We start from the raw sequence: 12,691 nt of genomic DNA, 5'->3' as shown, positions 1-12,691 counted from the left end.
TCAAGCCTTAGCATTAAGTTAATTATTTTTTGTCCAACAAAGTCGGTTCACTTCATTACTCCGGATTTTTATAAATTAAAGGAGGTATTATTATGGCTAATGTGATTATTGTTTTATTAATTGTTACCTATTGTGCATGGGTCATCTATACACATTTCTTTAGAAAGAAAGATGGACATAAGTGTAGTGGTATTTGTGCAGGGTGTAGTCAATGTTCATCTCCTTTAGATGATTATTATAGAGATCAAAAGAAAATGAAAGAGAGACATAATCATGGGTAATGTAAGTGGTTCGACTTTCTATATGTTTTTAGGAGTACTTGTTATTTATTTAATAGGTGTTTCTATTTACACACTTGTTCAAAAAATTAAGAAGAAAAGAAAATAACAGGAGGTAATTATGGCTAATGTTATTATCGTTCTTATATTAGTGGTGGTTGTTGGTATTGCTTTAAAATCAACAAGAAAACACATGAAGGGTGAAAGTTCTTGTTGTGGCGGTGGTGGAGAAATCTATCAAGCTTTAGAAGATAAAAAATTAGACAATCCAATTATTAAAGAAAAAGTATTTAAAATTAAAGGTATGACTTGTCAACATTGTGTGGCTAATGTAACACGTGCAATTAATGCTATTGAAGGCGTAAGTTCACAAGTGAACTTAAAAAAAGAAGAAGCACATGTTGTCTATGATCGAGATGTTGATGATCAAGTGATCATATCTGCTGTCAAACAAGCAGGATATGATGTTATTTAGGGAAGAAGAAATTCTTCTCTTTTTTTATAAAACGATTGATATTCATGTCTATACATGGTACATTTAATATGTATAGACAAGATATAATTGTTGCGATTAAAAGTTAAAGAAATACACATCTCATACACCAAGCACTCCAAATTCTTTAATAATGTCTATATATAATGAAGTATCTAAAAAGAGGATTTCAAAAATCCTCTTTTTTTACCAATATTTGGTATTGCTTTTTGTTTGAATATTATATTTAGGTGTATGTGGATATTTTTCAATAGATTTGTTGTTTTTGATAGACCAAGCTTTTGCTGGAAGCGTTAAAAGCTGTGGACATTTTAATTCACCATCTAGTGGTTTAATGAGGGAAATGATATCATGATAATATTTATTACCATTTGTAAGAACATAAGCTCTTTGATTTAAGAAATCTTCCTCATCAAATTGTTCTTGATTGATACTATGTTCATAGATTTCTTTACGATCTAATTCATATAGAAATTCAGACATTAAATCATGAAAATCAAAAATATATTGATCTTTATGATTTACTAAAAAATTAATAATTGGTTCAAAAACTTCATCTGTATTTTCACTATCCCAATAACCTTTTTTTAATATTCCCCAAAAAGAATTTTTAAACATTTTCATCACCATATCCATTCTATAGGATAATGAACAAGATATCAAGGACTCCCTTTTCTAAACCAATAAACAATCCCTGTTTCATCAATATTTCCATAGATAGGATTAATAGCGATAGCATTTAATTTAGATGTTAATTTATACCAACTTTCTTTTTTGATTTCTTTATCTAAAAAATTAATCGCCACTTCTTTAGCAAGTACTTTTTCCTGACTGTTTTCTATTTTTCGATTATCATCATAGCCTACCCAACCATTAATGAGGATATTAGGATTATAAGCAACAATCAAATTATCATAATCTGTACTTCCTGTTTTACAGGCAACTTTATATTTGGTTTGATAATTTTCCATTGTTGCATTTAAATAAGTTGAAAATTGTTTATTAAAGGTTCCTGTTAATAATTGATTGAGGATTAAACAGCTTTCTTTGTTCAAGTTTTGAATTCTTTGATTTTTATGTTGATAAATAGTTTTCCCTTGATGATCAACGATTTTTTCAATGGTATAAAGATGTTGATATTTACCACCAGAAGCAATATTACAGTAGATATTTGAAAGATTATAAATGTTTGTATTAACTGTTCCAAGTGCTAAAGAGGCGTTGTTTTTAGCGTTGATTCCATAGGATTTAAGAAAATCTCTAAGATTTTCTGTACCTAAAAATAAATGTGTTTTTACAGCATAAATATTATCGCTGACAGCAATAGCTTGAGCAAGTGTGATTTCTTGATAAGCATATTTTTGATGAAAATTAGCAGGAGAGTAAGTTGTATTGTTACTTAATTTAAAGGTCGTTGGTTCGCATAGAAAACGTGTAGAGGGGTTAAATCCGTTTTCTAAGGCTAAATAATAGAGAAAAGGTTTCACTGTACTTCCTATTTGTCTAGAAGCATGTATTGCACGATTATATTGAGAATTAGCGTAATCTTTACCACCAATCAAGGCTTGTAATTGATTGGTTTTAGGATTTGCAACCGTAAAAGCGCATTGTAGATCACCTTGTATTTTCTTTTCTTTAATAAGATCATTTAAAGTATTTTGATATTCACTGTTAAAAGAAGTATAAATATTTAATCCTTTATTTAAATATTGATTATTATAAAAACCTAATTCCTCTAATTCTTCTAAAACAGTATCCTTATAATAATAAGTAGACATATTTTCATTAAGTGAATGTTCACTTGCTAAATTAAGAGTTTGTTTTTGAGTGGCCTCTAAAATACTTTGGGTAATCATTTGATTATCATACATAGCTTTTAAAACAAGACTTTGTCTTTGTTTAGCTCTTTCTTTGTTTAAAATTGGTGAATAATATTGGGGACCATTGACAACCCCTGCTAACATGCTTGCTTCATTTAAAGTCAATTCTTTTGCTTTTTTACCATAGAAATACTGGGAAGCATTTTCAATGCCATAAATTCCATGTCCAAAATAGACATTATTGATATAACCTTCTAAAATTTCCTTTTTTGATAAATGCGTTTCTAATTGTAAAGTAAAAAAAGCTTCTTTTACTTTACGAGACCAAGTCTTTTCATTTGTTAAATAAAGAAGACGAGCGTATTGTTGGGTTATTGTGCTAGCACCTTGAGAAGTTTTCCTTTTTAGGACATTTGTTTTTATTGCCCGGGAAATTCCGACATAATCAAACCCATGATGACTATAAAAACGTTTATCTTCAATAGCAACAATTGCTTTTAAAAAATAAGGACTAACATCATCAATTGAAACATATTGCCCACTATAATTATTGACACTTTGATAAAAAATCTTATTTTGATCATCATAAAGCTTTATGTAACGATCTTTATTAAGTTCAGGTTTTCCTACACAAAAGGCAATAACATACATCAATAAAAGAAATGTGAAGAAAAATATAAAACAATAAAGAATTCTTTTTATAAACTGTCTCATTTTATCACCGATTTTATTCTTGCCATTTTATGTTATAATATGCACGGTGATAGAATGAAAAAGAATATTAAAGTAAATTATAAGAGTATATTTAAATATGATGATCATCATGAAACAGTTCAATTTAAAAGTGATGGAATCTATGAAAAAGGATTTGATAAAGAGAAATTTACTTTCTATAACAATGATCAAAAGATAGAAATTATTTTAAAAGGTAAAGAAATGACATTAGCTAATGGACCTTCTTTATTAAATCTTTCTTATCATAGAAAGATAGGAAATCATTATCATACAGATTATGGGATGATAGAACTCTTTACAGAACTTATTACAATGGAACATGATCGTTATTTAAAAGTGAAGTATATTTTAAGTGATGAGCATCAACAATTAAGTGAAGTTTACGTGATGATGAAATATGATTTTTATGGAGAAGAAAATGAAGCAATCTAAGAAGTTATTAACGAATAAAATATTATTTTCAGGTTTATTGATTTTAATTCAATTAATTATTGTTTTTGTTGCCTTTTTGACGATTCATAGATCATCTAGATTTTTTGTCTATTTGTTCAAGCTTATTAGCGTTCTTGCTGCTTTATATATTATAAATAAGGATGATGCAAGTGCTTATAAGATTACCTGGCTTGTTTTGATAGCTGCTGTACCTTTTGTAGGTGGTGTTCTTTATGTATTTTTAGGAGATAAAAAACCAAGTCAAAGGTTACAATTTGCTTTTTTAAAACAAATAAAGAATCAACGTATTATTGAAAATGATATTATAGAAGAAGTAGCTGATCCTTATATTAAAGGACAAATGAATTATTTAAATCAACAAAGATATCCTACTTATTATGGACAAGATCTTAAATATTTTTCATTAGGTGATGATGCTTTTGAACCTTTATTGGAATCTTTAAGAAATGCGAAAAAATTCATTTTTATGCAATTTTTTATTGTTGATGAAGGAAAAATGTTGAAAAGTGTTTTAGATATTCTTAAAGAGAAAGTTAAAGAAGGCGTAGAAGTGAGATTTATGTATGATGATGTAGGATCACTTACGATGTTGCCTCGTCATTATGATCGTCAACTTGAAAAAATGGGCATAAAGAGTGTGGCATTTAATCCTTTTATACCTGTTTTATCTTTAGCGATGAATAACCGTGATCATAAAAAGATCGTGGTGATTGATGGTGAAATAGGCTTTAGTGGTGGATTTAATTTAGCAGATGAATATATTAATCAAAGAGTTAAATATGGGCATTGGAAGGATTCTGGGTTAATGATTCATGGTCCTGCTGTTAATTCGCTTACGAAGATGTTTTTAGAATCATGGAATGTAGCAAGAAATACAGAAGAAGATTATGAAAAGTATTATGTGCGCTCTCAGCAAAAATTTGAGGTAGATGGCTATGTAACTCCTTATGGAGATTCTCCTTTAGATGATGAAAATGTAGGTGAAAATGTTTATTTAAACATGATCAATCAAGCGTATGATTATTTATATATTACAACACCTTATTTGATCTTAGATGATAACTTACAAACAGCATTGATCAATGCTGCTAAAAGAGGAGTCGACGTACGCATCATTACACCAGGAATACCAGATAAAAAAATTGTTTTTAGAGTTACACGTTCATATTATCAAACATTGATCAAACATGGTATTCGTATTTATGAATATACTCCTGGATTTATTCACGCTAAAAACTTTTTAGTGGATGATAAATGTGCAACAGTAGGGACAATTAATTTAGATTATCGTAGTTTATATCTTCATTTTGAAAATGGAATTTATTTATATAACAATAAAATATTAAAAGATATTAAGGAAGATTTTTTAGCGACAGTAGAAAAGTCTCATGAAATTACCTTGGATGAAGTTGTAACTGGTAAATTTATGGGTTGGTTTGAAGCAATTTTACGTGTAATTGCTCCATTACTTTAGGTAAAAAACATTGACTTTATGCACTCTTAATGGTAACGTATAAACGATTAAATATCTTTTTTAAGGAGGTAAAAAATGGCTGTAAATAAAATTGAAATTGCATTGAAAGAAGCACTAAAAAAAGCAATGGTTAAATGCAATTTTGTAGAAGATTATGAAATAGATCAAATCACAATAGAAATACCAAAAGAAAAAAGTCATGGTGATTATTCAACAAATATCGCTATGCAACTTACAAGATTACTTAGAAAGAATCCAAGAATGATTGCAGAACAATTAATCGAAGCAATTGATAAAGAGGAAGCAAATATCGATTCTATTGAAATTGCTGGTCCAGGATTCATCAATATGTTTATGAAAAAAGATGCTTTAACTTCTATTATTAAAGAAGTATTAGCAGAAAAAGATGATTATGGAAAAAGTGATGCAGGAAAAGGAATTAAATATAATGTTGAATTCGTTTCTGCCAATCCAACAGGAGATTTACATTTAGGACATGCTAAAGGGGCAGCAGTAGGAGATAGTATTTGTCGTATTATGTCAGCTGCAGGATATGATGTTACAAGAGAATATTATATTAATGATGCAGGAAATCAAATTTATAATTTAGCTTTATCTTTATATGCAAGATATAGAGAAGCTTTTGGTTTAGATTTTGAATTACCTGAAGATGGATATCATGGTCAAGATATTAAAGATATCGCTGTTAAAATCAAAGAAGAAGTTGGCGATAAATATTTAAATGCAGATCATGATGAAATGATTGCTTTCTTTAGAAAAGAAGGAACTAAATTTGAATTACAAAAAATTAAAGATATTTTAGCGGAATTTAGAGTTCATCATGATGTTTGGTTCTCTGAAACTTCTTTATATGAAGAAAATAAAGTAGTTCCTACAATTGAAAAATTAAAAGAAAAAGGATTTACTTATGAACAAGATGGGGCTTTATGGTTTAAATCAACTGAATTTGGAGATGATAAAGACCGTGTCTTAATTAAATCTGATGGAAGTTATACTTATTTAACTCCTGATATTGCTTATCATTTAAATAAATTAGATAGAGGTTATGAATATTTAGTAGATTTATTAGGAGCAGATCATCATGGTTATATCAATCGTATGAAAGCTGCTATTCAAGCTTTAGGTTATAATAGTGATCAATTAAATATTGATATTCTACAAATGGTAAGAATGATGGAAAATGGTGAAGTTGTTAAAATGTCTAAACGTACAGGGAATGCAATCACTATTAAAGATTTAATTGATGATATTGGTGTTGATGCAACTCGTTATTTCTTTGCCGCTAAAGCAGCCAATACACCTTATGATTTTGATTTAACATTAGCTAAATCTAAATCAAATGATAACCCTGTTTATTATGCACAATATGCTCATGCAAGAATGTGTTCAATTTTAAGACAAGCTAAAGAAAATGATATTACAATTGCAGATCATTTTGAATTACTTGTAAATGATAAAGAAATGGCTTTATTAAAACATATTAATGAATTTAGAAATGAAATTGCAGATAGTGCAAAATCAAGAAGTCCACATAAAATCGCAAATTATATTCAAAGACTTGCACAATTATTCCATAGTTTCTATAATGATTGTTATGTAATAGATAAAGAAAATATTGAATTATCAATGCAACGTTTAGCTTTAGTAGAAGCAACACGTATTACATTAAAAAATGCATTAAACTTAATTGGTGTTGAAGCACCTGAAAAAATGTAAGGAGAGATAAAGATGGATAAAAATAGATCAATGGTTGATGTCGCTTATGAATTAATGTCTAAAAAGAAAAAAGCAGTTAATTTCTATAAATTATGGCAAGAAGTAAGTGAGGTTAAAGGTTTTGATGAAGAAGAAAAAAATGAAAAAGAATCTTTATTCTATACAAACATCACTTTAGACGGACGTTTTATTACAGTTGGTGAAAATAACTGGGATTTACGTTCTCGTCATAAATTTGATGAAGTACACATCGATATGAATGACATCTATACTGACGAAGATGAAGAATCTGAAGAAGTAGAAGACGATGTAGATAGTACAATCGAAGATGATTATAATAACTAAGAGGCAAGGCCTCTTTTTTAATAAAATCCTTGCTTTCAAATAAAAGTAGATATTCTTATTAATGAAAGGATTATTTTATGAATAAACGACAAACAAAGATTTTAGAATTACTCACACAAAATAAAAAAGTAGAAGTTACAAAACTTTCTGAATTACTAGGAGTTTCACAAGTTACAATTCGTAAAGATTTAGATGCTCTTTCAGAAAGTGGTATGTTAATTAGAGAACATGGGTATGCTACTCTTAATAAAAGTGATGATATGAATATTCGTCTTGCTTATCATTATGAACAAAAACAAAAAGTAGCTAAAAAAGCAGTAGAATCGATTCAACATGGTGAAACAATTATGCTTGAATCAGGTTCATGTTGTGCTCTAGTAGCCTTAGAAATTGCAAAGACAAAAAAAGATGTCACACTGATTACCAATTCTGCATTTATTGCAGATTATATTCGTAAACATACAGCTATTAAAATTATTTTATTAGGTGGAGAATATCAACATGAATCTCAAGTGATGGTAGGACCGATGATGAGAAAATGTGCAGAAGCATTTTTTGTGGATAAACTCTTTATTGGAACAGATGGTTTTAGTATTGATACAGGATTTACAGGAAATGATTATATGCGTTGTGAAGCTGTTAAAGATATGGCAAGACAAGCAAGCCATGTTATTATTGTTACTGAATCAGATAAGTTTCATCAAAAAGGAGTTTCTAATTTAATTGATTTACATCAAGTATCATGTATTTATACAGATCAAGGAATTCCTCAAGAAGTTGAAGAATATTTTAAAGAAAAACATATACAAGTTGAGAAAGTTTGATCCTAGGGTTTCCCTAGGATTTTTTGTAGCAAAAATGTAAAGGAAAGTTGCTGGTGATAAGAAGTAAGAATGTTATAATTTTTCTAGGAGGTGACAGTAATGCTTAATGAAAAGATAGTGTATTATAGAAAGAAAAACATGCTTACGCAAGAAGAACTAGCATATCAATTAAATGTTTCAAGACAAACAGTTACAAAATGGGAAACAGGAACTATTTATCCTAATATTGAGTATTTAATAAAACTTTCAAATCTTTTTGGTGTTTCAATAGATTATTTAGTTAAAGAAGATGATTGTTTAACATTAGAAACTCATAAAATTGAAATAAGTGAACTTGTATGCTTTCTTGTAAAAGCCAAAAAGGCAACGTATGCAAATAAAACAAATAAAGTCAATTCTTCAAGAAAAGAGTCTCATGATTATTCATATCAAGAGAATAATTATACTTATTTAGATTCCTTCTTTGGTGCGGAAAATTTTAGTGGACAAGAAATTGTTTATAAAGATGGAAAACCATGTTGGTCTATGAATTACTATGGAAGGGTTATAGAGGAAAACTTTAATGGTGATTTTTTAAAAGAAGCTTTATTACAAGTTGATGAAGAATTGCCTTTTAGAGGTCCTTTATTTTATCAAAAAGGGGAGTATCTTTACTTGTTGCGTATTCAAGGAAAAATTGATTTTTTTCAGGGTGTTGAAGAAATATATTATCAAACATATAAAGTTTATGAAGGATTTATACAAGGCGGAATTGTGAAATAAATAATGACAAATATTTTAAATAAATTTTAATATACTCTTAATGAAGAATGATTATTTCTAAAACAGGAGAGAGTATATGAAAAATTTAGAAAATAAAAATATCTTAAATGTAGAAAAGAATAATAAAAAACAAAGTGTTTTTGATAATTCTGAAGTAGTATTAAATATTTTGTATAATACGTATATAAAGAGTCAACTTCATAAAAAATAAAAAGCTATCTGTAAGTAAATAGATAGCTTTTTATATCTAAAAGAAACAATCAATGCCTTTATCTAAAAAGATTTGTTGATAATCTTTTAAATCTTCTTCATGATAAGCTTGATAAGTTTTTAAAGAATATTCTTTATTCAATAAATCATATTTTTTTTCACCAAATTGATGAAAAGGAAGAAGTTGTACCTTTTGAATGTTTGATACTTTTAATAATTCACTTATTCCTTCAGCATCTTCTAAAGAATCATTAAAATCAGGAATAACAGGAATGCGTGGTAAAACATTAAGTTGATGTTGAATAGCCCATTGAAGATTTTCAACAATTAAATCATTATAAACACCTGTTCCTTCAAAATGTTGAAGTCGATTATAATGTTTTACATCAAAAAGTAAAAGATCAAATAAAGGTGCTAATTTTTGAAATGTTTCTTTTTGAATATATCCCGTTGTTTCAATAGCAACATGTAAATTCTTTTCTTTAAGAGATAAAACAAGCTCTTCTAGAAATTCAGGTTGTGCCATACCTTCACCCCCAGAGATAGTTACACCACCATTAGATTCTTCATAAAAATCAATATCTTGCATGCAGACATCCACAATTTCTTGGATTTCTTTAAAGTATCCTTCATGACTTAATGCTTTAGTTGTACAATGATTGACACATTGTAGACAGCCAATACATTTATCATGATTAAAGATCATATGGTTTTCTTTTTCAGTAATTGCTTGTTTTGGGCAGTTAAGTAAACATTTCTTACAATGAACACATTTTTCAAAGTCATAAAGTATTTGTAGCTTATGTAATTGGGATTCAGGATTTGAACACCATTTACATTTTAAAGGACAGCCTTTAAAGAAAACGGTCGTACGAATACCTGGACCATCATGAATACTAAATTTTTGTATATTAAATATTAATCCTTTTTCCATAGTTTTTCTCCTCGCTAATATCCTAACATATCTTTTTATAATTTTCAAATGAAACCAAAATTGTTTATTTATGAAAATAATATTGACTTATTTTTTGCTTATTATATAATTTAATTGCAAAAGAAAGAATAAAAACTTACGAATGAAAGTTGAGGAAAGAAAAATGAAGAACAGTGAACACTTTGGTGAACTTACATCAAGAATGAATCATTTTAGAGAAGAAGTCTTAGATAAAAAACCATATATCTGTGCAAAAAGAGCACTCCTTGCGACAGAGGCATATAAAGAACATTTAAATGAACCTCCAATTATGAAAAGAGCGTATATGTTAAAAAACATCTTAGAAAAGATGCCTATTTATATTGAAGAAGATACTTTGATTGTAGGAAATCAAGCTTCATCAAATAGAGATGCACCCATCTTTCCAGAATATACAATGGAATTTGTGATGAATGAACTTGATCTATTTGAAAAAAGAGATGGAGATATTTTCTATATTACTGAAGAAACAAAAGATGAATTAAGATCTATTGCAGCATTTTGGGAAAATAATAATTTAAGAAGTAAAGGAGGCGCTTTGCTTCCAGATGAAGTGAGTGTTTATATGGAAACAGGTTTCTTTGGAATGGAAGGGAAGCTTAATTCTGGAGATGCGCATTTAGCGGTAGATTATCAACAAGTTTTACAAAAAGGTTTAAAAGGATATGAAGAAAGAGTTAAAGATTTAAAAGAAAAACTTGATTTATGTATGCCTGAAAATATTGATAAATATCAATTTTATAAAGCTGTTTTAATTGTCATTGATGCAGTTAAAACATTTGCAAGACGTTACAGTGATCTTGCTTTAGAACTTGCAGAAAGTACTGATGGGAAACGAAAAGAAGAATTAGAAGAAATTGCACGTATTTGTAAGAAAGTTCCTTATGAAAAAGCAGAAACTTTCTATGAAGCGATTCAATCAACATGGTTTATTCAATTAATTCTACAAATTGAATCGAATGGGCATTCTTTATCTTATGGACGTTTTGATCAATACATTTATCCTTACTATAAACATGATAAAGATCTTCATAATATAACAGAAGAACAAGCTATTGAATTATTAGATAACTTATGGATCAAAACTCTAACAATCAATAAGGTGCGTTCACAAGCCCATACTTTTTCAAGTGCCGGAAGCCCAATGTATCAAAATGTAACCATTGGTGGACAAACACCTGATAAAAAAGATGCAACGAATGAACTTTCATATTTAGTATTAAAATCAGTTGCCCAAACACGTTTACCACAACCAAACTTAACAGTGCGATATCATAAAAATATGCCAAAAGCTTTTTTGGATGAAGCTATTGAAGTTATGAAACTTGGTATAGGAATGCCTGCATTCAATAATGACGAAATCATTATTCCATCATTTATTGAAAAGGGTGTCAAAGAAGAAGATGCATATAACTATTCAGCGATTGGTTGTGTTGAAACAGCAGTTCCTGGTAAATGGGGTTATCGTTGTACAGGGATGTCTTATATGAACTTCCCACGTATTTTATTAATGGCAATGAATGATGGGGTAGATATGACTTCTGGAAAACGATTCTTTGAAGGTAGTGGTTACTTTAAAGATATGACATCTTATGATGAACTCTTTAAAGCGATTGAAAAAGGAATGCGTCATTTGACACGTATGTCAGTGATTGTTGAAAATGCGATTGATTTAGCACTTGAAAGAGATGTTCCTGATGTTTTATGTTCAGCCTTGACAGAAGATTGTATTGGTCGTGGAAAAACAATCAAAGAAGGTGGCGCTGTTTATGATTTTATTTCAGGGTTACAAGTAGGAATTGCGAATATGGCAGATAGTCTTGCAGCTATTAAAAAACTTGTCTTTGAAGAAAGAAAAATCACACCTGAAGAATTATGGAATGCTATTTTAGATGATTATACAAGTGAAGAAAGTCAAAGAATTCAAGAAATGTTAATTAATGATGCACCTAAGTATGGTAATGATATTGATGAAGTCGATCAATTAGTAGTTGATGTTTATAATATTTATATTGATGAAATGAAAAAATATCCAAATACTCGTTATGGAAGAGGTCCAATCGGTGGGATTCGTTATGCTGGTACTTCAAGTATTTCTGCCAACGTTGGACAAGGTTATGGCACAATGGCTACTCCAGATGGAAGAAAAGCACATACACCTCTTGCTGAGGGATGTTCACCAGCTCATGCGATGGATAAAAAAGGACCAACTGCTGTGTTTAAATCTGTTTCTAAATTACCAACGCATGAAATTACTGGTGGTGTTTTATTAAATCAAAAGGTAACACCTCAGTTATTATCGAAAGAAGAAAATAAAGAAAAGATTGAAATGTTGATAAAAACCTTCTTCAATCGATTAAAAGGTTATCATGTTCAATACAATGTTGTTTCTAAAGAAACATTATTAGATGCCCAAGCACATCCTGAAAAGCATAAAGATTTAATTGTTCGTGTTGCTGGCTATTCCGCATTCTTTAATGTGTTATCAAAAGCAACACAAGATGATATTATTGGAAGAACTGAACAAACATTATAGGAGAAAAGAAAATGGAATTTATAATTGATACAGTAAACTTAGAAGATATAA

General features: G+C 29.0%; 13 protein-coding genes. 10 read left to right on the top strand and 3 right to left on the bottom strand.

Annotated features, from left to right (window positions below; genetic code table 11):
- The first annotated feature begins 92 nt into the window (after positions 1–92).
- Both HUU89_RS13780 and HUU89_RS13775 read left to right on the top strand, forming a co-directional pair.
- Positions 93–281, top strand: a complete 189-nt coding sequence (locus tag HUU89_RS13780; protein WP_217498502.1) for a FeoB-associated Cys-rich membrane protein — start codon at positions 93–95, stop codon at positions 279–281.
- A gap of 118 nt (positions 282–399) precedes the next feature.
- Complete coding sequence (locus HUU89_RS13775; protein ID WP_032089627.1) at positions 400–753, top strand: heavy-metal-associated domain-containing protein; 354 nt, start codon at positions 400–402, stop codon at positions 751–753.
- A gap of 204 nt (positions 754–957) precedes the next feature.
- Here the strand turns inward: HUU89_RS13775 and HUU89_RS13770 are convergent, their stop codons facing one another.
- Together HUU89_RS13770 and HUU89_RS13765 are read right to left on the bottom strand one after the other, a co-directional pair.
- Positions 958–1,389, bottom strand: a complete 432-nt coding sequence (locus HUU89_RS13770; RefSeq protein WP_175302065.1) for a DUF4240 domain-containing protein — start codon at positions 1,387–1,389, stop codon at positions 958–960.
- Between the two features lie 41 nt (positions 1,390–1,430).
- Positions 1,431–3,305: a transglycosylase domain-containing protein gene (locus HUU89_RS13765; RefSeq protein ID WP_175302064.1), complete on the bottom strand. Its 1,875-nt coding sequence runs from the start codon at positions 3,303–3,305 to the stop codon at positions 1,431–1,433.
- 54 nt (positions 3,306–3,359) lie between these two features.
- Between HUU89_RS13765 and HUU89_RS13760 the strand changes: the two genes are divergently transcribed.
- The 7 genes from HUU89_RS13760 to HUU89_RS15350 all read left to right on the top strand — a co-directional run bounded on the left by HUU89_RS13760 (position 3,360) and on the right by HUU89_RS15350 (position 9,132).
- On the top strand, positions 3,360–3,758 hold the full coding sequence (locus tag HUU89_RS13760) for a hypothetical protein (protein WP_052010804.1): 399 nt from the start codon (positions 3,360–3,362) through the stop codon (positions 3,756–3,758).
- Positions 3,745–5,253: a cardiolipin synthase gene (cls, locus tag HUU89_RS13755; RefSeq protein WP_147580774.1), complete on the top strand. Its 1,509-nt coding sequence runs from the start codon at positions 3,745–3,747 to the stop codon at positions 5,251–5,253. Before HUU89_RS13760 ends, cls begins: the two co-directional genes overlap by 14 nt.
- 75 nt (positions 5,254–5,328) lie before the next feature.
- Positions 5,329–6,990: an arginine--tRNA ligase gene (argS, locus tag HUU89_RS13750; RefSeq protein ID WP_118632607.1), complete on the top strand. Its 1,662-nt coding sequence runs from the start codon at positions 5,329–5,331 to the stop codon at positions 6,988–6,990.
- A 12-nt stretch (positions 6,991–7,002) separates the two neighbouring features.
- Positions 7,003–7,335 carry a DNA-directed RNA polymerase subunit delta gene (rpoE, locus tag HUU89_RS13745; RefSeq protein WP_032089633.1) on the top strand — a complete coding sequence of 111 codons (333 nt, stop codon included), beginning with the start codon at positions 7,003–7,005 and terminating at the stop codon, positions 7,333–7,335.
- A gap of 77 nt (positions 7,336–7,412) precedes the next feature.
- Positions 7,413–8,159, top strand: a complete 747-nt coding sequence (locus HUU89_RS13740; RefSeq protein ID WP_175302063.1) for a DeoR/GlpR family DNA-binding transcription regulator — start codon at positions 7,413–7,415, stop codon at positions 8,157–8,159.
- Positions 8,160–8,258: 99 nt separating this feature from the next.
- On the top strand, positions 8,259–8,921 hold the full coding sequence (locus HUU89_RS13735) for a DUF5680 domain-containing protein (protein WP_175302062.1): 663 nt from the start codon (positions 8,259–8,261) through the stop codon (positions 8,919–8,921).
- A gap of 76 nt (positions 8,922–8,997) precedes the next feature.
- Positions 8,998–9,132, top strand: coding sequence for a hypothetical protein (locus HUU89_RS15350; protein WP_264474805.1), 135 nt, complete (start codon positions 8,998–9,000; stop codon positions 9,130–9,132).
- 36 nt (positions 9,133–9,168) lie between these two features.
- On the opposite strand, the gene HUU89_RS13730 is transcribed toward HUU89_RS15350, so the two are convergent.
- Complete coding sequence (locus tag HUU89_RS13730; RefSeq protein ID WP_175302061.1) at positions 9,169–10,065, bottom strand: glycyl-radical enzyme activating protein; 897 nt, start codon at positions 10,063–10,065, stop codon at positions 9,169–9,171.
- Positions 10,066–10,228: 163 nt separating this feature from the next.
- On the opposite strand from HUU89_RS13730, the gene HUU89_RS13725 reads away from it, so the two are divergent.
- Positions 10,229–12,640 carry a glycyl radical protein gene (locus HUU89_RS13725; RefSeq protein ID WP_175302060.1) on the top strand — a complete coding sequence of 804 codons (2,412 nt, stop codon included), beginning with the start codon at positions 10,229–10,231 and terminating at the stop codon, positions 12,638–12,640.
- Positions 12,641–12,691 lie beyond the last annotated feature (51 nt).

Source organism: Faecalibacillus sp. H12 (assembly GCF_013361255.1).
Classification (GTDB): Bacteria; Bacillota_I; Bacilli_A; order Erysipelotrichales; family Coprobacillaceae; genus Faecalibacillus; species Faecalibacillus intestinalis.
This window is presented reverse-complemented; position numbering and strand designations above follow the sequence as displayed.